Here is a 20,751-nt window from a genome sequence, read left to right as displayed (position 1 = left end):
GTTGAAAAACTAACTGCGTTGCCGCTGCGGCGTTGAAAACGCCCTCAAAATGCTCATTTACCCCATGTAAACTGCGCTTTTTCGGCCGTTTTCGCCTTGCATCAGCTGCCTCGTCTACGTTTTTCAACGGCCTGTTCAAACTGTTAACAGGGCCGACGCACTTCTCACTTCAACTGAATGGTCATGTTCGGCCCGCTCACGGGGCTGTCGTCGAACCAGCGGCTGGTGACCGTCTTGGTCTCGGTGTAGAAGCGCACCGCCTGTTTGCCGTAGGCATGCAGGTCGCCGTAGAAGGAGCCCTTCCAGCCGGTGAAGGAGAAGAATGGCAGCGGCACCGGGATCGGCACGTTGATGCCCACCTGGCCCACTTCCACCGCATGCTGGAAGTGCCGTGCGGCGCCGCCGGAACGGGTGAAGATGCTGGTGCCGTTGCCGTAGGGGCTGGCGTTGACCAGCTCGATGGCGGCATTGAGGTCGTCCACCTCCATGCAGGCCAGCACCGGGCCGAAGATCTCTTCGCGGTACAGGCCCATCTTCGTGGTCACGCCGCGGAACAGGGTCGGGCCCAGCCAGTTGCCGTCGGGGAAGCCCGCCACTTCGCAGTGGGAGCCGTCCAGCAGGCAGTCGGCGCCTTCGGCCTTGCCCTCGGCGATCAGCCGTTGCACGCGTTGCTTGGCCTGCTGGCTGATCAGCGGGCCGTAGGCGGCGTGGGCGTCCTGCCAGTGGCCGGGCTTGAGCTCGGCCATCTGCGCGGCCAGCTCGGGGATCCACTCCCGCGCCGCGCCGACGAACACCGCCACGCTGATGGCCATGCAGCGCTGGCCGGCGGCGCCGCAACTGGCGCCCAGCAGGTTGCTGAGAACCTGGTCCTTGTTGGCGTCGGGCATGATCACCATGTGGTTCTTGGCGCCGGCGAAGGCCTGCACGCGCTTCAGGTGCGCGGTGCCGGTGCGGTAGATGTGCTGGCCCACCGGCACCGAGCCGACGAAGGAGATGGCGCGGATGTCCGGGTGGGTGAGCAGGGCGTCCACCTGCTCGCGGCCACCGTGCAGCACCTGCAGCACGCCCTTGGGCGCGCCGGCTTCGAGGAACAGCTCGGCGAGGCGGTTGGGGGTCAGCGGGTCCTGCTCGGACGGCTTGAGGATGAAGGTGTTACCGCAGGCGATGGCCAGGGGAAACATCCACAGCGGGATCATCGCCGGGAAGTTGAAGGGGGTGATGCCGACGCACACGCCCAGGGGCTGGACCCAGCTGGCGGTGTCGATCTCGCGGGCCACGTTCTCCACCGTCTCGCCCATCATCAGGCTGGCGATGTTGGCGGCGTGCTCGGCCACTTCGATGCCGCGCCAGACGTCGCCCTTGGCATCGGCGAAGGTCTTGCCGGTCTCGCTGGCGAGGATTTCGGCCAACTCGTCGTGGTGCTCCTTGAGCAGGTGCTGGTAGCGCAGCATCAGCCGCGCCCGTTCCGACACCGGCACCTCGCGCCAACTGGTGAAGGCCTGCTTGGCGCTGGCGATGGCGGCCTCGATTTCCTCGGGCGTTGCCTTGGGCGCCAGGGCCAGCACGGCCTGGGTCGCGGGATCGGTGACTTCGATCAGCTCGCGGGAGCGGCTGTCGCGCCATTCGCCGTCGATGAGTTGCGGAATCGTCCTGGTCATCTCGTCCTCCACCCGTGCCGGGCGTCTTGTTGTTTTCTTGTCGTTATAGCGGCGCGCACGGCAGATGTGGATTGACGATCTTGTCGCCTGGATGGACGATCTTGTGATTGCAGGCCCAGACAAGAACAACCATGAGCCGCTCCGTGGAAACCTCCAACTGGCCCTTGCCGGCCAATGGCGTGCGCTTCACCACGCCACCGCGCCTGCGCCGCCTGCTGGCGCGTAATCCGCTGACGGCGGGCTGTTACCCCCTGGCCCTGGGCTTCTACCCGGAGGCTGGTGGGCACCGCATGCTGCGCCTGGCGCCGGACGATCACCTGCTCATCTACTGCCGTGCCGGCCAGGGCTGGCTGGAGACCGGGGATGGACGATTGGACGTGGTCGGCGGCGACCTGCTGCTGCTGCCCAAGGGGCGCATGCACGCCTACGGTGCCGACCCGCAGCGGCCCTGGAGCATCTATTGGGTGCACTTCGAAGGGGAGTTGGTGGAGGACTTCCTGCGCCCCCTGGGGCCGGCCGGGCTGCGCCGCATCGGTGCCCAGCCGCGCCTGCTGGCGGATTTCGACGCCTTGCTGGGGCTGCGCCGCCATGGGCTCAACCCGCTGCATTTCGTCCACGCCGCCCATCAGTTGCAGACGCTGCTGACCTCGCTCGCCGTGCTGCCGGCGCGCGGGGTGCTGAAGTCCGGGCGCGTGCTGGACATCGACGCGGTGCAGGCGGTGATGCGCGCGCACTTGCACGACAGCCTCAACCTCGACCAGTTGGCCGCGCAGTTCAAGCTGTCGCGCTTCCACTTCGCCAAGACCTACCGCGCGCTCACCGGGCACGCGCCGATCCAGGATTTCATCCAGTTGAAGATGGCCCACGCTTGTCGCCTGCTCGACGAAGGCGAGCAGGGCATCCGCCAGATCGCCGAGCAACTGGGCTACGAGGACGTCTATTACTTCTCGCGGCTGTTCCGCAAGGTGGTGGGCATGGCGCCCAGCCACTACCGGGCGCTGCACCAGGGCTGATGCGATTCAGGCGTGGCCCTTGCCGCCGAGCAGCTTGAACCAGAAGCCCACCTCGCTGGCGAGCTCCGCGCGTACCGCCTCCGGCGGCAGGCTGTCGAGGCGTTCCCCCAGCAGGCGCTGCCAGGCGGGTAGCTGCACCAGCTGCTCATCGTCGAGTTCCCGCGCGGCCAACTGGCGGGCCACCTGCACCACGTCCACCAGGTCCGCCGAGCCCTTGTGCGCGCGGCACCAGTCGCTGCGGTTGCGCGCGCAGTCGATGAGCAGCGGCGGCAGCTTCCAGCTGGTGAGCACTATTACCCCGACGTCGGCAGAGAGCTGGTCGCAGAGACGCTGCAGCTCGCTCTCCTCGCGGGGGACCTCCGGCCAGCGCTCCAACTCGTCGAGCAACGGCAGGCTGCCGATGTCCTGCACCAGGCCGGCGAGCAGGGCATCTTCCAGGGGCAGGCGCGTGAGCAACTGGGCCAGGCAGGCGCTGTGGGCGGCGCAGAGCAGGGCGGCATTCCAGCGGGTGCGGAAGACCTTCTGCAGGGCCGGGTCCTGGCTGGTGAACAGGTGCTGGATGGCGAAGCTGAGCACCAGGTTGTTGAGGCGCTGCATGCCCAGGCGCGCGATCACCTCCTGCAGGTTCACGCCCTGGCGCAGGTTGCGCAGCATCGGGGTCTCGGCGAATTGCAGCAGGTAGGCGGCGAGCGGCGGGTTGCTGTGCAGCAGGCGGGTGACCTGTTCCAGCGAGGCGTGCTCGGATGCCAGCAGCTTGCGCAGGCGCAGCGAGGTTTCCGGCATCTGCGGCACCTTGGCGTTGCCCTTGAGGAAGCTGCTGTAGAGCGAGAACTTCAGACCATCGTGGCGGTTGTCCATCGGATGCGATCTCCTTGTCCTCCTTGATTGACAAGAGTAGAGGGCATTTTTTAGGGTGCCCGACCATTGAGCGGCCTTCGCCCGCCTCATCCGCGCTGGAAGGCGCTAGAGAACTGGAAGAGAGATGACCGAGACCGTTGATCGGATAAAGCTCGAAGCGGGTTGGAAAGAGGCCCTGCGTGACGAGTTCGACAAGCCCTACATGAAGGCGCTGGGCGAGTTCCTGCGCGCCGAGAAGGCCGCCGGCAAGGTGGTGTTCCCGCCCGGCCCGATGATTTTCAACGCGCTGAACTCCACGCCGCTGGACGAGGTGAAGGTGGTGATCATCGGCCAGGACCCTTATCACGGCCCCGGCCAGGCCCATGGCCTGTGCTTCTCGGTGCAGCCGGGCGTGCCCATCCCGCCGTCGCTGCTGAACATCTACAAGGAGCTCAAGCGCGACCTGAACATCGACATGCCCGACCACGGCCACTTGCAGAGCTGGGCCGAGCAGGGCGTGCTGCTGCTCAACACCTCCCTGACCGTGGAGCAGGCCCGGGCCGGTTCCCACGCCAACCAGGGCTGGCAGCCCTTCACCGACCGGGTGATAGAGGTCGTCAGCGCGCACCAGCCGAACCTGGTGTTCCTGCTCTGGGGCGCCCACGCGCAGAGCAAGCAGCGCCTGATCGACTCCACCAAGCACCTGGTGCTGCGTTCCGCCCACCCCTCGCCGCTGTCGGCCTACCGCGGCTTCCTCGGCAACGGCCACTTCAGCCGCTGCAACAAGTTCCTCGAGCAGCACGGCCTGGCGCCCATCGATTGGAGCGTGCCGCCGCTCTGACGCCGCTGGCGCATGGCGTCACGCGCTTTGGCGCGAGCCGCCATGCGCCGGGTTATCCCCGCGCTGTAGCCTGCCGTGCATCTCTAGCGACTCACGACAGGACGCCCCATGCCCGCTTCCACCCCGATGCTGATCCTCCATGTCGGCGGCGAGCTGCTGCTGGCCAGCGCCTGCCTCCTGGCTGCCTGGCTCCATGGCCGTGAGCGCGAGGGCTGGCGGGCGGCGGGCTTCGTCTCCATGGCCCTGGCGGCGCTGGCAGGGGCGGTGCTCTATGCAGGCTTCAGCGCCGTCGACGACCTGCACCGCCAGTTGGCCTTCGTCTCCTCGCGCATTGGCTTGCCGCTGATAGCGTTCGTCTGGCTGCAGGGGGCGCCGCGTCACCTGGCGCTGCTGGCCCTGGCGGCGGCGATGCTGCTGGTGCCGCCCCCTGTGGCACTGGTGGGCAACGCGCTGGCCCTGGTGGCGCTGGCCTGGCCGGGGCGTTCCCGGCGCTGGGCGCTGGCGGTGGCCGGCTCCCTGGCGTTCCTGCTGGCGGGGCTGGTGATCGGCACCCAGGGCGACTGGCTCGGGATTCCCCGGGTCGACCTGTTCCACCTGTGCCTGGCCACGGCAGTACTGGCCTGGATCGGCGCGCGCCTGCGCGGCTGAGGCGGGTTCAGGCCGTCGGGCACTGCAACTGGCGGATGTCCTGCTGCAGGTCGTGCAGGCGGCTGCGCAGGCGCTCGCGCTGGCTGGCGCTGGATGCATTGAACAGATCGGCGAGCAACCGCGACAGGGCCACTTGCCCGCGCTCGAAGTGCGCCCGGTAGGCGTCGCTCCAGAAGGCTTCGCGGTCCTGCAGCAATGCCGCGATGCGCGGTGCGAAATCCTGGCTGTCGCGCTCGGCGAGGGCGCTGCGCAGGGCTGATTGCCAGAGCCTGCGGTTATCCACCCACAACAGGTTGCTGTCGCCGAGGCTTTCGGCCCAGGCATCCACCTTCGCCTGCTGCTGCGCGGAGAGCGTGCCGAACCAGGGCTTGAGGCGTTTCTCCATGCGCTCGCGGCGTTGCTCGACCTGTTCGTCACGCGGGGTCAGGTGCTCCTTGCGCAGCTTGCGTTCCTTCTCGTCCAGCGAGGTGTTCAGTTCCTCCACCTGCTCGGGGTCGAGCCCCTGCAGCAGCGAAACGCTGGTGGGGGTGATCTCCACGGCGACGGCGTCGATGGCTTCCTTGAAGCCCTGCATGTGCTCGAGCAGTTGCCCGGCATCCAGCCGCTCGGCCTGGCCCAGGGTTGCCACCTCCTGCAGCCAGGCGGCGTAGCGCGGCAACTGGGTGCTGCAGTGCCAGCGCAGGTGCGCCTGAATGCGCGGTTCCAGCCAGGCGCGCTGGGCCTTGTGCAGGCTGACGTAGTCGCCGATGGACCAGGGGATCAGCCAGTCGAGGTTGCGGTAGGCGAGGTCCAGGCGGCTGCAGGCGCCGAGAAGCAGCAGCGCCGCGAAGAGCGGCAGCCAGCGGAGGGGAGCGAGGGCGCGCGGACGCGGCATGGGATCACCGTGGGCGGCAGGGCATGGCCAAGAGGATAGGACAGGGCCCCCGCCAAGCGGAGCGTGGGGACATATCCGTTAATCAAATGGCCGCTCCTCGTGGGAGCGAATTCATTGGCTATGTTTGCGTTAAGTGTTGCTAGAAGATTTGAACCCAGCTGATTGCCGAGTTTTGTTGGTGCTCCTGGTTTTGCCCACCCGGGCGAGTCCCTTTTAACAATCGTCGGAATGCCGAACCACTTAAAAGGAACCAAAAGGGCTTGCCCCATCATCCGGCCCCGGCTTCGCCGGGGTTCCCTCACTCCATCGCCGCTCTGGGGGCCGGCGCGATGGGCCATCCATGGCCTGGCGCGCCTCTCGCGGCATCCATGCCGCTCGTCCCCCGGCGCAACGACTGCGTTCGGCCTCCTGGAGGGGGCGTTGGCGGCTGCTCCAACTTTCTTCGCTCGAACCCTCACATTGATGTGCGCACCAAACCAACGTGCACGTAGCGGCGGCTTTCGTAGGATGGCGTAGAGCGAAGCGAAACCCATGCGGCGGAGGTGGCACGACCCCTTGGGCGCCCGGAAAGCACCGTGCTTGAGCGCTTGCATTAAAACCACAACAGCTAACGCAGACAGAGCCAATTCATTCGCGATCAGGCCTCGCTGCGCTCGGCACCAACTACGGGCGGGCGCGCTGGCGCCAGCGGCGGTAGATGGGTTCGGCGAGGAACAGCACCAGCAGCAGGCGCAGCACCTGCAGGGCGGTGACCAGGGGGACGGAGAGCTGCAGGGTCTCGGCGGTGAGGCTCATCTCGGCGATGCCGCCGGGCATCATGCCCAGGGTCAGCGAGCGTATGTCCAGGGCGGTGAGCCAGCCCAGGCCAAGGGCGCAGAGGGTGGCGGCGCCGATCATCAGCGCGGTGCCCAGCAAAGTGCGGGCGAGGAAGCTGGGGGCGCGGCGGAAGAAGGCGCGATCGAAGTGGCAGCCCAGGCCGCTGCCGATCAGCAACTGGCCGACCTGGCTGGCGCCGGGGGGCAGGCCCAGGTGCAGGTCGTAGAGGATGCTGGCGGTGGCGCTGACCAGCAGCGGTCCGAACAGCCAGGGGTTGGGCTGGCGCAGGCGTTGCCAGAGCAGCGCCAGCAGGCCGCCGGCGGGCACCAGCAGGGCCAGCCAGGCCCAATCCACCGGGGCGACCGGGTGCAGCGCCGGGCCGTCGCCCAGCAGCAGCTTGAACACCGCCGGCACGCAGAGCACCACGGCCACCACGCGCAGGCTCTGCCCGGCCGCCACGCGGCTGGGGGAGGCGCCGTTGCGCAGGCCGAGGTTGACCATCTCCCCCGAGCCGCCGGGCATGCTGGAGAAGAAGGCGGTGGCCGGGTCTTCCCCGGTGCGCCGCAGCAGCCACACGGCGGCGGCGCTGGAGAGGGTGGTGAACAGGGCGCCGAAGAGGATCAGCCAGAAGTGCGCCAGCACCTGCTCCACCACGGCGGGGGAGAAGTGCAGGCCGATGCCGATGCCGATGATCCATTGCCCGGTCTTGCGGCCTCCTGGCAGATCACGGATCTGCCAGGAGGTGGTGCAGCGGAACAGGATGACCGCCACCAGGGCGCCGATCATCCAGGGCAGCGGCCAGTGGGCGAGGCTGGCCAGCAGCCCGCCCACCGCGCCCACCAGCGGGGTCGCCCACCAGGCGCGCCAGCCCTCAGGCACCGGCCAGGGCCTTGCGCTGGGCGCTGCGGCGGCGCCAGATGCGCACCAGCGGCAGGGCCAGCATCACCAGCACCAGGGCCCAGGTGCCGAGGGTGATGGGGCTGGACCAGAGGATGCCCAGCTCACCGTTGGAGATTGACAGCGCACGGCGCAGGTTCTGCTCCATCAGCCCGCCGAGGATGAAGCCCAGCAGCAGCGGCGAGAGGGGGAAGTCCAGCTTGCGCAGGATGTAGCCGAAGATGCCGATGGCGACCATCAGGAACAGGTCGAAGGTGGTGGCGTGCACGGCGTAGACGCCGATGGAGGTGATGATGGCGATCACCGGCACCAGCACCCAGTTGGGCACGTTGAGGATGCGGGTGAACAGCCGGATCATCGGGATGTTGAGGATCACCAGCATGAGGTTGGCGATGAACAGCGAGGCGATCAGGCCCCAGACGATGTCCGGTTGCTGCTGGAACAGCATCGGGCCGGGGGTGATGTTGTAGAGCGTCAGCGCGCCGATCATCACCGCGGTGGTGCCGGAGCCGGGAACGCCGAGGGTCAGCATCGGCACCATGGCGCCGCAGGCGGAGGCGCCGATGGCCGTTTCCGGTGCCGCCAGGCCGCGCATGTCGCCCTTGCCGAACGTGCCGCTGTCGCCGGCCAGCTTCTTCTCGGTCATGTAGGCCACGGCGCTGGCCAGGGTGGCGCCAGCACCCGGCAGCACGCCGAGGATGAAGCCCATGACCCCGCAGCGCAGGTTGACCACGGCCACCGAAGCGGCCTCCTTGACGTTGAACAGCATGCGCCCGGTGGCCTTCACCGCAACGTGGCCATGGTGGGTCTTCTCCAGCAGCAGGAGGATCTCGCTCACCGAGAACAGGCCCAGCACCAGCACCACGAACTGGATGCCGTCGGCGACGTGGATGCTGTCGAAGGTGAAGCGGTACACGCCGCTGTTGGCGTCGATGCCGATGGTGGAGAGGAACAGGCCGAGCAGGGCGGCGATGAAGGTCTTCATCGGCCGGTCGCCGGCCATGCCGCCCAGGGCGACGATGGCGAAGACCATGAGCACGAAGTACTCCGCCGGGCCGAAGGCGATAGCCCACTTGGCCAGCAGCGGGGCGAACAGCACCATGCCGCAGGTGGCGATGAAGGCGCCGATGAAGGAACTCCAGGCCGACAGCGACAGGGCCACACCGGCCAGGCCCTGGCGGGCCATGGGGTAGCCGTCGAGGGTGGTCATCACGGTGGAGGCTTCACCGGGGATGTTGAGCAGGATGGAGCTGATGCGCCCACCGTATTCGCAGCCCAGGTAGACGGCGGCGAGGAGGATCAGCGCCGACTCCGGCGGCAGGCCGAGGGCGAAGGCGACGGGGATCAGCAGGGCCACGCCGTTGATCGGGCCGAGGCCCGGCAGCAGGCCGACGATGGTGCCGATCAGGGTGCCCACCAGCGCGGTGACCAGGTTGTAGGGGGAAAGGGCAACGCCGAAGCCCTGGCCCAGGTAGCTCAAGGTTTCCATGTCATCACTCCAGGAAGTCGAGGACGCCCAGCGGCAGCGGCACGTCGAGGGTCTTGTCGAACAGCAGGTAGAGGCCGACGCTGATCAGCAGCGCGGCGATGGCACTGGGCAGCCAGCGGCCGCCGTAGAGGCGCGCCATGAAGACGCCGACGAGGCTGCTGGAGAGGATGAAGCCCAGCGGCTCGAAGAGCCCGGCGTAGACCAGCAGCAGCGCGGTGCAGGCGGCCACCTTGCGCAGGCTGGCGGCGTCCAGCGGCTGCTCGTCGTGCGTGTGCGCCACCGGGGTGGGGCGCAGGGTCAGCCAGAGCAGTGCGGCACCCATCAGCCCCAGCATCAGCAGGGGGAAGGCGCGCGGGCCGACCGGCTCGTAGGAGAAGGCAGCGTGGTAGTTCCAGGCCAGCACGGCAAAAAACAGGCATGCAGCGAGCCAGCCCAGACTGAACAGGCGTTGAAAAAGCATGGTGAATTCCTCGCGGATCGAAGGCGCGGAGGGCCGGCTGGCGGGGCGCTCAGCCGGCTGTGGCGGTGAGCCTTATTGGGTCAGGCCGAATTCCTGGGCCATCTGCTTGTACTGGGCGACGCGCGTTTTCACGTAGGCGTCCAGTTCCGGGCCGGTCATGGCGAAGGGGAACAGCTCGCGCTGGTCGCGCAGCTTGGCGAAGTCCTCGGAGGCCAGCAGCTGGTCGAAGGCGGCCTTCCACCAGGCGTAGTCCTCGTCGCTGACCTTGGGCCCGAGGTAGAAGCCGCGCACCACCGGCCAGCTGATGTCGTAGCCCTGTTCCTTGGCGGTGGGGATGTTGGCCTTGTCCTCACCCGGCAGGCGCTCGTCGGAGAGCACGGCGAGGATGCGCATGTTGCCGGCGAGGATGTGCGGCATGGAGTCGGAGATGTCGGTACTGCCCACCTGGATGTGCCCGCCGAGCAGCGCGGTGGCGATTTCGCCGCCGCCTTCCAGGGCCACGTAGCGCAGGTTGCGCGGGTCGATGCCGGCGGCCTTGGCCAGCAGCGCGGTCTGCATCCAGTCCTGGCTGCCGACGGTGCCGGAGGAGCCGATCACCACCTTGCCCGGATCGGCCTTGAGGGCTTTGACCAGGTCGTCGAGGTTCTTGTAGGGCGAGTCGTTGCGCACGGCGATGGCGCCATAGCTGGTGCCGATGCCGGCCAGCCAGCGCACGGCATTCTCGTCGAAGCGGCCGAACTTGCCCTGGGCGAGGTTGAGCAGCGAGCCACTGGACCAGGCGGTGAGGGTGCCGGCGTCACCGGGGCGCTGGGCGACCACGGCGTTGTAGGCCACCGCGCCGACGCCGCCGGGCATGTAGGTGACGCGCATCGGCTTGCTCAGCAGCTTGGCGTCCATCAGAGCGCTCTGGGCCAGCTTGCAGGTGAGGTCGAAGCCGCCGCCGGGCGCGGCCGGGGCGATGCACTCGGGGCGCTTGGGCTCGGCCAGCAGCTGGCTGGAGAGCAGCAGGCAGGATGCGGCGAGGGCGAGGCGGGTGAGGGCGATCTTCATCGGGGGTTCTCCTGTGGAGTCTTATTGTGGATCACCAGATCGGCAGGGCGTAGCTGACGATCAGGCGCAGCTCGTCCGCGTCACGGGCGAAGTTGGAACGGAAGCCGGCGTGGCGGGCGCGGAAGGTGAGGTCCTTGAGCGTGCCGCTCTGCACCACGTACTTGAACTCGACGTCGCGCTCCCACTCGCGGCCTTCCTCGGCGCTGTTGGTGACCTCGGCGTTGTCGCTGGTGATGTAGCGGGTCATGAAGCTCAGGCCGGGCACGCCCAGGGCGGCGAAGTCCAGGTCGTAGCGGGCCTGCCAGGAACGCTGGTCGGCGTTGGCGAAGTCGTTGATCTGCACGAAGTTGACGAGGAAGGGGTCGGTGCCATCGATGTAGGCGAAGCCGGTGTCGCCGCTCATGCGCTGGTAGCCGAGGCCGACCTTGTGGCTGCCCTGGCCGTAGCTGAGCATGCCGTTGAGGGCGCGGTTGTCCACCTTGCCGGCGTCGGCGCGGCCGCTGTCGTCGCTGATGGCGTAGCGCAGGTCGGCGCTGAGGGTGCCGCTGCCCAGGGGCTGGCTGGCCAGCAGGCCGAAGAAGTGCTGGCGGTAGACGTCGTCCAGTTCGGCGAAGTAGTAGCGCCCGGTGAGCTGCTTGCTGAAGGCGTAGTCGGCGCCGGCCAGGTCGAAGTGCGAGCCGCTGGCACCGCTGGCGAAGCGGCGGTTCTTGTTATTCAGGGCGAGGTCTTCGGAGTTGGTCGAGGCGCGGTCCTTGACCTCGCGCAGGCGGCCACCGTTGAAGGTCAGGCCGTCGAGTTCCTTGGAGGTCAGCAGGCCGCCCTCGAACACCTGGGGCAGGATGCGGCTGTCGCTGGCCTTGACCACCGGCAGCTCGGGGATGTGGCTGCCCAGGCGCAGCTCGCTCTTGGAGAAACGCACCTTGGCGGTGAGGCCGAGCTTGCCGTATTCGTCCGGGGTGCCGCCGTCGTCCTGCACCGGCAGCAGGTCGGTGCCGCTCTGGCCGCGACCGGAGTCGAGCTTGATGCCGAGCATGCCGAGGGCGTCCAGGCCGAAGCCGACGGTGCCTTCGGTGTAGCCGGATTCGATGTTGAGGATGAAACCCTGGGCCCATTCGTCGCGGCGGGACTGGCCGTCGCCATCGCGGAAGTCGCGGTTCAGGTAGATGTTGCGGGCTTCGAGGGTCGCCGTGCTGTCCTTGATGAAGTCAGCCTGGGCGAAGGGGGCCAGGGTGCAGCCGGCGATGGCTAGGGTGAGGGTGCGAACAGGCGGCAGCGCCTGCCGGGAGGCAGTGAGCATCGTTGGTCTCCAATTCTTGTTTTTGTTAGCGCGGGCCCGACCATGAGCCTGCGTCTGTGGGTGGTTCTTGCCACCCTGGCCGGATGCTAGGGGGTGAAACTTTCGCCAGCCTTTCAGCGTGAAAGAAATCCCGCGTGCCATTCACAGCGGCTTTCGGGCCGTTACACTTCAGCCCGATCGCCGTTCTCCGGAGTACCCCCGCCTTGCGAATCCTGCTGGTCGAAGACCACCCCCAACTGGCCGAGAGCATCGCCCAGGCCTTCAAGGCCGTGGGCTGGACGGTGGACGTGCTGCACGACGGCGTGGCTGCCGACCTGGCCCTGGCCAGCGAGGACTACGCCCTGGCGGTGCTCGACGTCGGGCTGCCGCGCCTGGACGGTTTCGAGGTGCTGGCGCGCCTGCGCGGGCGCGGCAAGACCCTGCCGGTGCTGATGCTGACCGCGCGCGGCGAGGTGAAGGACCGGGTGCACGGCCTCAACCTGGGAGCGGACGACTACCTGGCCAAGCCCTTCGAGCTCACCGAGCTGGAGGCGCGGGTCAAGGCGCTGTTGCGGCGCAGCGTGCTCGGCGGCGAGCAGCAGCAGCGCTGCGGGCCCCTGCTCTATGACCTGGGCACGCGGCGCTTCAGCCTGGACGACGAGGTGCTGACCCTGACGTCCCGCGAGCAGGCGGTGCTGGAGGTGCTGATCGCCCGGCCCGGTCGGGTGATGAGCAAGGAGCAGCTGGCGTCCCAGGTGTTCGGCCTGGACCAGGACGCCAGCCCCGACGCCATCGAGATCTACATCCACCGCCTGCGCAAGAAGCTCGAAGGCAGCGCGGTGCGCATCGTCACCTTCCGTGGCCTGGGCTACCTGCTGGAACACCAGGATGCGTGAAGCCGGCAGCTTGCGGGGGCGGCTGCTGCGGCGCCTGGCGGCGCTGCTGGCGGTGCTGCTGGTGATCGTCAGCATGAGCGCCTACTGGAGCGCCCGCGATGCCGCCGACACCGCCTATGACCGCACGTTGCTGGCCTCGGCGCGGGCCATCTCCGCTGGGCTTTACGAGGCGGATGGCCGGCTCAAGGCCGATGTGCCCTATGTGGCGCTGGACACCTTCGCCTACGACAGCGCGGGGCGGATCTTCTACCAGGTGACCGATATCGAGGGGAAACTGGTTTCCGGCTACGAGAACCTGCCCGGCCCACCGAAGGGCACGCCACGTACCGATGATTACCCGGCCCTGGCGCGTTTCTACGATGCCCGTTACGACGGCGTGGACGTGCGCGTGGTGAGCCTGCTGCGGCCGGTGAGCGAGGAGAGCATCAACGGCATGGCGGAGATCCGCGTGGCCGAGACCGAGGAGGCCCGCGAGCGCCTCGCCCGCGGCCTGCTGGTGGACAGCCTGTGGCGCCTGGCAGTGATGTCGCTGGCGGCCCTGGCCCTGGTGTGGCTGGTGGTGAGCGCCGCCCTGCGCCCGCTGAACCAGCTGCGCAATGCCGTGGAAGAGCGCCAGGCCGACGACCTGCGGCCACTGCCGGTGGTGGCGGTGCAGACCGAGCTGAAGCCACTGGTGGATGCACTGAACCAGTTCACCGAGCGTCTGCGCGGCTTGTTCCAGCGCCAGGCCGACTTTATCGCCGATGCCTCCCACGAATTGCGCACGCCGCTGGCGGCGCTAAAGGCTCGGGTGGAGCTGGGGTTGCGCGAGCGGGAGCCCGCGCAGTGGTATCGCACCCTGGAGGACACCGCCGCCAACACCGACCGGCTGACCCATCTGGCCAACCAGCTGTTGTCCCTGGCGCGCATCGAGAGCGGCGCGCGGGCCATCGCCGAGGGAGGGGCCGAGCGCATCGAACTGGGCGCCCTGGCCCGCGAGCTGGGTATGGCCCTGGCGCCGCTGGCCCATGCGCGGGGCATCGCCCTGGCCCTGGAGGCGGAGGACATGGCCTGGGTGATGGGCGAGCCGACGCTGCTCAACGAACTGCTCAGCAACTTGGTGGACAACGCCCTGGCCCACACGCCCAAGGGCGGCAATGTGACCCTGCGGGTGCTCGCGCCGGCTGTGCTGGAGGTGGAGGACGATGGCAGCGGCATCCCCGCCGAGGACCGCGACAAGGTGTTCGAGCGCTTCTACCGGCGATCGCCGCAGGTCAGTGGCGCGGGGCTGGGCCTGGCGATAGTCGGGGAAATCTGCCGGGCGCACCTGGCGGACATCAGCCTGCATGACGGCGCCTCGGGTGGCTTGCGGGTGCGAGTCAGCTTTCCGCCGGCCTAGGGCAGCATGCTCAGCGGTTGTTGGGCTTCGAGCAGGTAGCGGGCGACCTTGCCGCTCTCGCGCAGGCGTGCCAGGCCCCGGTTGAAGCGCGTGATGCGTTCGGCATTGGCCGGGTCGGTGCGCGACAGCAGCAGGTGCAGGGAGTCGCTGCGCAGCGGGCGGGCATGGAAGCTGACACGAGCACGCTCGGCGCTGGTGAAGTTGTCCTGGAGCATGGCGATGGCGACGATCTTGTCCACCGGGAACACGTCGATGCGCCCGGCCAGCAGCATGCGCAGGCTCTGTTCCTCGCTGGGCAGGCGCTGCACCTTGAGGCGGCCCTCGCGTTCGGCACGCTGGAAGGCTTCGCCATAGTCGTAGCCGAGGGTGGCGCCGAAGCGCAGCTGGGCGAGGTCGTCGACCTGTTGCCAGTCGAGCGGCAGGTCCTTGCGGTGGAACAGGTAGTAGCCGCTTTCGATCACCGGTTCGCTGACGAAGAAGTGCTGGTCGCGCTCGGGGCTGCGTAGCCAGACCGCGCTACCGTCGCGTTCGCCGCGCTCGGCCAGGCGCAGGGCCCGGGCCCAGGGGTAGAACTCCCAGCGCACGTCGATCCCTTCCAAGGCGAAGGCTTCGGCGACGATGCGCGAGGCGACGCCCTGGTAGGGCAGCTTCTCGCCGAGATAGGGCGCCCATTCACCGTTGGTGAGGCGCAGCTCCTGGGCGGTGCAGAGGCCGCCCAGGCAGAGGGAGAGGAACAGGAGGAGGGTGCGCATCCGTTACATCCTTGAACTCCGGAATGCCCGGAGTCTAGTGGGGTTTTCGCGGATGCGCGTTACCGCCGTATTACTGCAGCATGCCCATGGCCGCTTCCATGGCGGCGGAGAGGTCCTCGTCGGCCTGCATGTCCACCTGCGGGTCGAGGCCCAGCTTGGCGAACGCCGGGATCTGGCTCCAGTCCAGCTGGGTGTAGGGGTGCTCGCTGCCGAGGTAGCTCTGCAGGGTGGCGACCTGGACGATATCGACGTAGTCGACCTTGGGCGAGTTGCGGGTGAAGTCGAGGAACTGGCTCGGCACCTGGGCGATCGGCTCGGGGAATTCCCAGGCGCGCAGGATGCGGTCGCCGATGACCGGGTGGATGCGCTCGATCACGTGGTTGAGGCTGATGGAGTCGGCCAGCAGCTCGTAGTGCTCCTCGGCGTAGGTGAGGATCGGCAGCACGCCGATCTGGTGCACCAGGCCGGCCAGGGTCGCCTGGTCCGGGGCGAGGCGGGTGTAGTGGCGGCAGAGTACGTGGCAGATGCCGGCGATCTCGGTGCTTTTGTTCCACACTTCGCGCATCTTGCGGTCGACCACGTCGGAGGTGGCCTGGAACATCTGCTCCATGGCTAGGCCGGTGGCCAGGTTGCAGGTGTAGTTGATCCCCAGGCGGCTGATGGCCATCTGCAGGTCGGTGATTTCCTTGTTGGTGCGCAGCAGCGGGCTGTTGACCACCTTGATGATGCGCGCGGTGAGGGCGGCATCGTTGCCGATCACCTTCGACAGGGCGGGGATGCTGACGTCCGGGTCCTCGGCGGCTTCGCGCACCTTGAGGGCGACCTCGGGGAGGGTCGGCAGGACCAGCTCGTCGTTGTCGATGGCGCTGATCAGTTCTTGCTGGACGCGTTCTGCGAGTTTGCTCATGGATGCTCTCTTGGAAAAAGGGGACGGGTCGGTGCTGTCTACCGCTGAATCTCGCGGTCGGCATCCAGTACGTAAGGCAGGTTCAGCAGAGTCAGGGCGGGGCCATCGGCCGCACCCAGGTGGATCCGTCCGTCATTCACCGCATCTTCCTGGAGCACGGCGAGCAATTCGAATCCGTTTTCTGCCGGGGCCGCCAGCACCACTTCGCCCACGCTGCTCTGGTGCACCGGGGAGAAGAGTTCGGCGCCCGGCTGCGGGCGTTCCCCGGCGGGCAGGGCAAGGCGCTGCAGGCGGCGCTTGAGTTTGCCCAGGTACTGCATGCGGGCGACGATTTCCTGCCCGGTGTAGCAGCCCTTCTTGAAGCTGACGCCACCGACCGCCTGGAGGTTGATCATCTGCGGGATGAACAGCTCGCGGGTGGCGGCGAAGACCTGGCCGATGCCGGCGCGGACCTGGCCGAGCAGCCAGGCGTCCAGCGGCGCCTCGGGCAGGTCGGCGGCGAGGCGCGCGTGCAGGGCGTCGGCCTGGCCACGCGGTGCCCAGAGTTCGCTGCGGCCATCGGACAGGCGCAGGGCGATCAGGCCGTCGGCGCGGGCCAGGCTGTCGGCTTCCGGCGGCAGTTCGAGGCCTAGGCCTTGCAGCACGGCGTCACCACCGGCGAGGCCGAAGCGCACCCAGTCGCTGCTTTCATCGGCGAGGGTGGACTTGGAGAACACGGCGTACTTTTTCAGGTCGGCCAGTTGTGCATCCAGCAGGGCAGCGTCGAGCGCCAGCAGGTAGCCGTCGCCTTCGGAAAGAATGCGGAAGCTGGAGACCATGCGGCCCTTGGGGGTGCAGCGGGCGCCGAGGCTGGCGGTCTTGTCGTCGAGGTAGGCGAGGTTGCAGGTGACCTGGCCCTGGAGGAACTTGGCGGCGTCCACGCCACGGACGGCGAGCAGGCCTTCGTGGGTGAGCGGGCAGAAGAATGCTGAGTCGGCCATTGGATATCGCAGGAATTGAGGTCCGGAGCGTCATGATAGAGCCCGGCATCCCCGTTGTCAGCGGGTGCCGCATGCCGCTCGGGCCGTTATACTGCCGCCCTCATTCCTGGAGGCGCTCTGATGGCCGACGCAACTGAACTGAACCGACTCTTCTGGCACAGCCGTCGCGGCATGCTGGAACTCGATGTGCTGCTGGTACCTTTCGTCCGGGAGGTCTACCCGAGCCTCGGCGAGGAGGATCAGGCGCGCTTCCGCAAGCTGCTCGAATGCGAAGACCAGGACATGTTCGGCTGGTTCATGCAGCGCGGCGAGCCGGAAGACGCCGACCTGCGCTACATCGTGAAAATGATCCTGGACCGTGTCCAGCCGAAGTAGCACCTTCGAATGCCACTGGCGCCCGTCGCGGCGCCTGCTGGTGCTCTACCTGTCCCTGTTTTCCCTGGCGTTGGTGGCCGTGGCCTGCGCTGACCTGCCCGTGTGGGCGCGGTTGCTGGGCGTTCTCGCCTGCCTGGCCCATGCCGGCTGGGTGCTGCCGCGCCATGTGCTGCTGGCCCGCTCCTCTTCCGTGCGAGGCCTGCGCCTGGACGCCGATGGCTGGCGGCTGCGGCGCCACGATGGCGAATGGTTTCCCGTGCACCTGAGCCCCGACAGCCTGGCGCTGCCGATGGCGGTGCTGCTGGTCTATCGCTGCGAAGGGGCGTTGATCGGGCGGGGACTGTGCATCCCCGCCGATTCACTGGATGGCGAGAGCCACAGGCGCTTGCGCATGCACCTGCGTTTCAATCGCCATAGATGGACGGCGCCAGGATAGTGTCGCGGGCTTCGGCCAACTGCTCGGGGTAGTCGAGCGTGTAGTGCAGGCCACGGCTCTCGCGGCGCTGCATGGCCGATTCGATCATCAACTCGGCGACCTGGGCCAGGTTGCGCAGCTCGATCAGGTCGCGGCTGACCTTGTAGTTGCTGTAGAACTCGTCGATCTCGCTGAGCAGCAGGCGCACCCGGTGCTGGGCGCGCTGCAGGCGCTTGTTGGTGCGCACGATGCCGACGTAGTCCCACATGAATCGCCGCAGTTCGTCCCAGTTGTGCGCAATGATCACGTCCTCGTCTGAGTCGGTGACCTGGCTGGCGTCCCAGGCCGGCAGGCTGGCGGGTAGGGGAATGGCGTCGAACTGGGCGAGCATGTCCTGGGCGGCGGCGCGGGCGTAGACGAAGCATTCCAGCAGCGAGTTGCTGGCCATGCGGTTGGCGCCGTGCAGGCCGGTGAAGCTGGTTTCGCCGATGGCATAGAGGCCGGGGATGTCGGTGTGGCCGTCCTTGTCCACCACCACGCCACCGCAGGTGTAGTGGGCTGCGGGCACCACCGGGATGGGCTGGCGGGTGATGTCGATGCCGAAATCCAGGCAGCGCTCATAAACGGTGGGGAAGTGGTTTTTGACGAACTCGGCGGGCTTGTGGCTGATGTCCAGGTAGACGCAGTCGATGCCCAGGCGCTTCATCTCGTGGTCGATGGCGCGGGCGACGATGTCGCGCGGGGCCAGTTCGGCGCGCGGGTCGAAGCGCTGCATGAAACGTTCGCCGTTGGGCAGCTTGAGCAGGCCGCCTTCGCCGCGCACGGCTTCGGTGATGAGGAAGCTCTTGGCCTGTGGGTGGTAGAGGCAGGTGGGGTGGAACTGGTTGAACTCCAGGTTGCCCACCCGGCAGCCGGCGCGCCAGGCCATGGCGATGCCGTCGCCACAGGCGCCGTCGGGGTTGCTGGTATAGAGGTAGACCTTGGCCGCGCCGCCGGAGGCGAGGGCGGTGAAGCGCGCGCCGTAGGTGTCGACCTCGCCGCTGGCGCGGTTGAGCACATAGGCGCCGAGGCAACGGTGGCCATCCAGGCCGAGCTTGCGCTCGGTGATCAGGTCGACGGCGACGCGCTGTTCCAGCAGCTCGATGTTCGGGCGTTGGCGGGCCTGGGCCAGCAGGGTATTGAAGATGGCGGCGCCGGTGGCGTCGGCGGCATGGATGATTCGCCGGTGGCTGTGGCCGCCTTCGCGGGTGAGGTGGAATTCGAAGCCACCGTCCTCGCGGTCATGTTCGTCATCGCGGGTGAAGGGCACGCCCTGGTCGATCAGCCACTGGATGGCCTGGCGGCTGTTTTCCACGGTGAAGCGCACGGCGTCTTCGCGGCAGAGTCCGGCGCCGGCGACGAGAGTGTCCTCGACATGGGAGTCCACCGTATCGGTGTCGTCCAGAACCGCCGCGACACCGCCCTGGGCCCAATAGGTTGACCCGTTGGAAAGGTCACCTTTACTCAGGACAGCAATGCGCAGGTGCGCGGGTAACGTCAGCGCCAAAGTGAGGCCGGCCGCACCGCTGCCGATCACCAGGACGTCGTGCTGAAAGTGTTGGCTCATGTCGGGTTCCCGCGAAAATGCGGCCACTAGTATATAGAGGGGGTGGGCGGCACAATAGCGGGCTTATGTCCGGTAGAGAATCCTGGGAACTTTCTTAGTCCTCATGGTTTCTTACTTCCGTCGCACATGAGATGACATGCTTGCTGAGTTGTGCCGCGGTGCGCTTCTTGCGCTCCAGGCAGCGGCAAATCAGGCGAAAAATTATCCGCGCAGCAGTGGCCAGTGCCTTGCTGCGCGATTCCGTGCAAGACGGAAACAGTCTTGTAGGAAGCTTGCTTGGAGGGGAGAACTTTTGCGCAACGCCCGAGTCTATTTTGGCAAGCCGATCCACTGGCTGGCGCAACGCCCCTCGAGCTCCAACGAGGAGTGTCCATGCTAACCCAGGAACAGGATCAGCAACTGGTCGAACGGGTGCAGCGAGGCGACAAACGAGCTTTCGATCTTCTGGTGCTGAAGTATCAGCACAAGATACTGGGGCTGATCGTGCGATTCGTCCACGACGCCCAGGAAGCTCAGGATGTTGCTCAGGAGGCCTTCATCAAGGCCTATCGCGCACTTGGTAATTTTCGCGGTGACAGCGCTTTCTATACATGGCTGTACCGCATCGCCATCAACACGGCGAAGAACCATCTGGTGGCGCGCGGTCGGCGCCCACCGGATAGCGATGTAAGTGCCGAGGATGCGGAGTTCTACGACGGCGATCATGCCCTCAAGGACAACGAATCACCGGAACGAGCATTGCTGCGGGATGAGATCGAAGGCACCGTCCATCGGACCATTCAGCAATTGCCGGAAGATTTGCGTACTGCACTGACTTTACGTGAATTCGATGGTCTGAGTTACGAGGACATCGCCAGCGTCATGCAATGTCCGGTTGGTACGGTTCGCTCGCGTATTTTCAGGGCGCGAGAAGCTATCGATAAAGCCCTGCAACCTTTGTTGCAGGAATCCTGAGACAGCGGCGACAGCTAAGAGAGGAATCGCCATGAGTCGTGAAGCCCTGCAGGAATCGCTGTCCGCGGTGATGGATAACGAAGCGGATGAACTGGAGTTGCGGCGTGTGCTCGCTTCCAGCGGCGATGAGGAGTTGCGTTCCACCTGGTCCCGTTACCAGATCGCCCGTGCCGTGATGCACAAGGAACTGATCGAGCCTCGCCTCGACATCGCCGCTGCGGTTTCCGCCGCGTTGGCCGATGAAGCGTTGCCCGCGCAGCCCGTTCGCGGTCCCTGGCGCAACCTTGGCCGCCTGGCCGTCGCCGCTTCGGTGACCCTGGCCGTGCTGGCAGGTGTGCGCATGTACAACCAGGACGAGGTGGGCACCCAGCAACTGGCTCAGCAAGGCGCATCGCAGCCGGTGATCAGTGCACCGCAGGCGAGCCAGGGCACCGTCCTGGCCGGCTACAGCACCGATTCGCAAGGCGTGCGTCCGCCGCTGTCCGGTGCCGCGCAAGCGACGTCCGGCTGGCATGACCAGCGTCTGCCGGCGTACCTGCGTCAGCATGCGCAGCAGGCTGCCATGAGTGGGACCGACAGTGCGCTGCCGTACGCACGTGCTGCCAGTCTGGAAAGCCGCTAAGGAGAAA

21 protein-coding genes are annotated in these 20,751 nt (G+C 67.2%); 9 read left to right on the top strand and 12 right to left on the bottom strand.

Translation table 11 applies throughout. The annotated features are described in order from the left end of the window. Positions 1–164: 164 nt before the first annotated feature. Positions 165–1,658, bottom strand: a complete 1,494-nt coding sequence (locus tag ACXI0U_RS16330; RefSeq protein WP_021221262.1) for a CoA-acylating methylmalonate-semialdehyde dehydrogenase — start codon at positions 1,656–1,658, stop codon at positions 165–167. Between the two features lie 131 nt (positions 1,659–1,789). Between ACXI0U_RS16330 and ACXI0U_RS16325 the strand changes: the two genes are divergently transcribed. Then, positions 1,790–2,671, top strand: coding sequence for an AraC family transcriptional regulator (locus ACXI0U_RS16325; protein ID WP_021221261.1), 882 nt, complete (start codon positions 1,790–1,792; stop codon positions 2,669–2,671). 6 nt (positions 2,672–2,677) lie between these two features. Here the strand turns inward: ACXI0U_RS16325 and ACXI0U_RS16320 are convergent, their stop codons facing one another. After that, positions 2,678–3,529, bottom strand: coding sequence for an HDOD domain-containing protein (locus tag ACXI0U_RS16320; RefSeq protein ID WP_479550580.1), 852 nt, complete (start codon positions 3,527–3,529; stop codon positions 2,678–2,680). Between the two features lie 124 nt (positions 3,530–3,653). Here ACXI0U_RS16320 and ung point away from each other — a divergent pair, with 124 nt between their 5' ends. Continuing rightward, positions 3,654–4,349 carry a uracil-DNA glycosylase gene (gene ung / locus ACXI0U_RS16315; protein ID WP_043245209.1) on the top strand — a complete coding sequence of 232 codons (696 nt, stop codon included), beginning with the start codon at positions 3,654–3,656 and terminating at the stop codon, positions 4,347–4,349. A 108-nt stretch (positions 4,350–4,457) separates the two neighbouring features. Continuing rightward, positions 4,458–4,997 carry a hypothetical protein gene (locus ACXI0U_RS16310; RefSeq protein WP_479550579.1) on the top strand — a complete coding sequence of 180 codons (540 nt, stop codon included), beginning with the start codon at positions 4,458–4,460 and terminating at the stop codon, positions 4,995–4,997. A 7-nt stretch (positions 4,998–5,004) separates the two neighbouring features. Here ACXI0U_RS16310 and ACXI0U_RS16305 read toward each other — a convergent pair whose 3' ends face one another. From ACXI0U_RS16305 to ACXI0U_RS16280, 6 genes are all read right to left on the bottom strand, one after another. Then, complete coding sequence (locus ACXI0U_RS16305; protein WP_479550578.1) at positions 5,005–5,871, bottom strand: DUF6279 family lipoprotein; 867 nt, start codon at positions 5,869–5,871, stop codon at positions 5,005–5,007. Positions 5,872–6,534: 663 nt separating this feature from the next. Further along, the gene (locus ACXI0U_RS16300; RefSeq protein WP_479550577.1) at positions 6,535–7,566 is read right to left on the bottom strand and encodes an AbrB family transcriptional regulator; all 1,032 of its coding nucleotides are present in this window, start codon (positions 7,564–7,566) and stop codon (positions 6,535–6,537) included. Then, the gene (locus tag ACXI0U_RS16295) at positions 7,559–9,073 is read right to left on the bottom strand and encodes a tripartite tricarboxylate transporter permease (protein ID WP_021221255.1); all 1,515 of its coding nucleotides are present in this window, start codon (positions 9,071–9,073) and stop codon (positions 7,559–7,561) included. The genes ACXI0U_RS16300 and ACXI0U_RS16295 overlap by 8 nt, the downstream gene beginning before the upstream one ends. 4 nt (positions 9,074–9,077) lie before the next feature. Then, positions 9,078–9,533: a tripartite tricarboxylate transporter TctB family protein gene (locus ACXI0U_RS16290; protein WP_479550576.1), complete on the bottom strand. Its 456-nt coding sequence runs from the start codon at positions 9,531–9,533 to the stop codon at positions 9,078–9,080. A 72-nt stretch (positions 9,534–9,605) separates the two neighbouring features. Continuing rightward, on the bottom strand, positions 9,606–10,583 hold the full coding sequence (locus tag ACXI0U_RS16285; protein ID WP_184487796.1) for a Bug family tripartite tricarboxylate transporter substrate binding protein: 978 nt from the start codon (positions 10,581–10,583) through the stop codon (positions 9,606–9,608). Between the two features lie 31 nt (positions 10,584–10,614). Continuing rightward, complete coding sequence (locus ACXI0U_RS16280; protein ID WP_479550575.1) at positions 10,615–11,880, bottom strand: OprD family porin; 1,266 nt, start codon at positions 11,878–11,880, stop codon at positions 10,615–10,617. A 203-nt stretch (positions 11,881–12,083) separates the two neighbouring features. On the opposite strand from ACXI0U_RS16280, the gene ACXI0U_RS16275 reads away from it, so the two are divergent. Both ACXI0U_RS16275 and ACXI0U_RS16270 read left to right on the top strand, forming a co-directional pair. Then, positions 12,084–12,755, top strand: a complete 672-nt coding sequence (locus ACXI0U_RS16275; RefSeq protein ID WP_021221251.1) for a response regulator — start codon at positions 12,084–12,086, stop codon at positions 12,753–12,755. Further along, positions 12,748–14,133, top strand: a complete 1,386-nt coding sequence (locus ACXI0U_RS16270; RefSeq protein ID WP_021221250.1) for a sensor histidine kinase — start codon at positions 12,748–12,750, stop codon at positions 14,131–14,133. Before ACXI0U_RS16275 ends, ACXI0U_RS16270 begins: the two co-directional genes overlap by 8 nt. Here ACXI0U_RS16270 and ACXI0U_RS16265 read toward each other — a convergent pair. The 3 genes from ACXI0U_RS16265 to ygfZ form a co-directional block, all read right to left on the bottom strand. After that, positions 14,130–14,885, bottom strand: a complete 756-nt coding sequence (locus tag ACXI0U_RS16265; protein ID WP_479550574.1) for a substrate-binding periplasmic protein — start codon at positions 14,883–14,885, stop codon at positions 14,130–14,132. The two genes, ACXI0U_RS16270 and ACXI0U_RS16265, sit on opposite strands and share 4 nt — an antisense overlap. Before the next feature lie 70 nt (positions 14,886–14,955). Then, positions 14,956–15,792 (bottom strand): HDOD domain-containing protein, encoded by an 837-nt coding sequence (locus ACXI0U_RS16260; protein WP_263403663.1) that lies wholly within the window; start codon positions 15,790–15,792, stop codon positions 14,956–14,958. Positions 15,793–15,830: 38 nt separating this feature from the next. Continuing rightward, positions 15,831–16,772, bottom strand: coding sequence for a CAF17-like 4Fe-4S cluster assembly/insertion protein YgfZ (ygfZ, locus tag ACXI0U_RS16255; RefSeq protein ID WP_479550573.1), 942 nt, complete (start codon positions 16,770–16,772; stop codon positions 15,831–15,833). A 120-nt stretch (positions 16,773–16,892) separates the two neighbouring features. Here ygfZ and ACXI0U_RS16250 point away from each other — a divergent pair, with 120 nt between their 5' ends. Together ACXI0U_RS16250 and ACXI0U_RS16245 are read left to right on the top strand one after the other, a co-directional pair. Next, positions 16,893–17,147 (top strand): FAD assembly factor SdhE, encoded by a 255-nt coding sequence (locus tag ACXI0U_RS16250; protein ID WP_021221246.1) that lies wholly within the window; start codon positions 16,893–16,895, stop codon positions 17,145–17,147. After that, the gene (locus ACXI0U_RS16245; protein WP_479550572.1) at positions 17,131–17,583 is read left to right on the top strand and encodes a protein YgfX; all 453 of its coding nucleotides are present in this window, start codon (positions 17,131–17,133) and stop codon (positions 17,581–17,583) included. The genes ACXI0U_RS16250 and ACXI0U_RS16245 overlap by 17 nt, the downstream gene beginning before the upstream one ends. Here ACXI0U_RS16245 and nadB read toward each other — a convergent pair. Further along, positions 17,552–19,168, bottom strand: coding sequence for an L-aspartate oxidase (gene nadB, locus ACXI0U_RS16240; RefSeq protein WP_184487802.1), 1,617 nt, complete (start codon positions 19,166–19,168; stop codon positions 17,552–17,554). The genes ACXI0U_RS16245 and nadB overlap by 32 nt on opposite strands. 372 nt (positions 19,169–19,540) lie before the next feature. Between nadB and rpoE the strand changes: the two genes are divergently transcribed. Both rpoE and ACXI0U_RS16230 read left to right on the top strand, forming a co-directional pair. Continuing rightward, entirely contained in the window at positions 19,541–20,122 is a 582-nt protein-coding gene (gene rpoE, locus ACXI0U_RS16235) for an RNA polymerase sigma factor RpoE/AlgU (RefSeq protein WP_021221243.1), read from the top strand. 31 nt (positions 20,123–20,153) lie between these two features. Beyond that, positions 20,154–20,744, top strand: coding sequence for a sigma-E factor negative regulatory protein (locus ACXI0U_RS16230; protein WP_021221242.1), 591 nt, complete (start codon positions 20,154–20,156; stop codon positions 20,742–20,744). Positions 20,745–20,751: the final 7 nt, after the last annotated feature.

The sequence above is a fragment of the Pseudomonas sp. C9D1 genome, from assembly GCF_056491235.1.
Note: the sequence above shows the minus strand (reverse complement) of the source record. Positions and strands in the feature narration are given on the sequence as shown.

Coding starts and splice junctions, on each gene's coding strand:
- ACXI0U_RS16290 (WP_479550576.1), bottom strand. CDS start 9,533: ATGCTTTTTCAACGCCTGTTCAGTCTGGGCTGGCTCGCTGCATGCCTG.
- ACXI0U_RS16265 (WP_479550574.1), bottom strand. CDS start 14,885: ATGCGCACCCTCCTCCTGTTCCTCTCCCTCTGCCTGGGCGGCCTCTGC.
- ACXI0U_RS16230 (WP_021221242.1), top strand. CDS start 20,154: ATGAGTCGTGAAGCCCTGCAGGAATCGCTGTCCGCGGTGATGGATAAC.
- ACXI0U_RS16285 (WP_184487796.1), bottom strand. CDS start 10,583: ATGAAGATCGCCCTCACCCGCCTCGCCCTCGCCGCATCCTGCCTGCTG.
- rpoE (WP_021221243.1), top strand. CDS start 19,541: ATGCTAACCCAGGAACAGGATCAGCAACTGGTCGAACGGGTGCAGCGA.
- ACXI0U_RS16305 (WP_479550578.1), bottom strand. CDS start 5,871: ATGCCGCGTCCGCGCGCCCTCGCTCCCCTCCGCTGGCTGCCGCTCTTC.
- ACXI0U_RS16310 (WP_479550579.1), top strand. CDS start 4,458: ATGCCCGCTTCCACCCCGATGCTGATCCTCCATGTCGGCGGCGAGCTG.
- ygfZ (WP_479550573.1), bottom strand. CDS start 16,772: ATGGCCGACTCAGCATTCTTCTGCCCGCTCACCCACGAAGGCCTGCTC.
- ACXI0U_RS16260 (WP_263403663.1), bottom strand. CDS start 15,792: ATGAGCAAACTCGCAGAACGCGTCCAGCAAGAACTGATCAGCGCCATC.
- ACXI0U_RS16330 (WP_021221262.1), bottom strand. CDS start 1,658: ATGACCAGGACGATTCCGCAACTCATCGACGGCGAATGGCGCGACAGC.
- ACXI0U_RS16320 (WP_479550580.1), bottom strand. CDS start 3,529: ATGGACAACCGCCACGATGGTCTGAAGTTCTCGCTCTACAGCAGCTTC.
- ACXI0U_RS16295 (WP_021221255.1), bottom strand. CDS start 9,073: ATGGAAACCTTGAGCTACCTGGGCCAGGGCTTCGGCGTTGCCCTTTCC.
- nadB (WP_184487802.1), bottom strand. CDS start 19,168: ATGAGCCAACACTTTCAGCACGACGTCCTGGTGATCGGCAGCGGTGCG.
- ACXI0U_RS16280 (WP_479550575.1), bottom strand. CDS start 11,880: ATGCTCACTGCCTCCCGGCAGGCGCTGCCGCCTGTTCGCACCCTCACC.
- ung (WP_043245209.1), top strand. CDS start 3,654: ATGACCGAGACCGTTGATCGGATAAAGCTCGAAGCGGGTTGGAAAGAG.
- ACXI0U_RS16325 (WP_021221261.1), top strand. CDS start 1,790: ATGAGCCGCTCCGTGGAAACCTCCAACTGGCCCTTGCCGGCCAATGGC.
- ACXI0U_RS16270 (WP_021221250.1), top strand. CDS start 12,748: ATGCGTGAAGCCGGCAGCTTGCGGGGGCGGCTGCTGCGGCGCCTGGCG.
- ACXI0U_RS16250 (WP_021221246.1), top strand. CDS start 16,893: ATGGCCGACGCAACTGAACTGAACCGACTCTTCTGGCACAGCCGTCGC.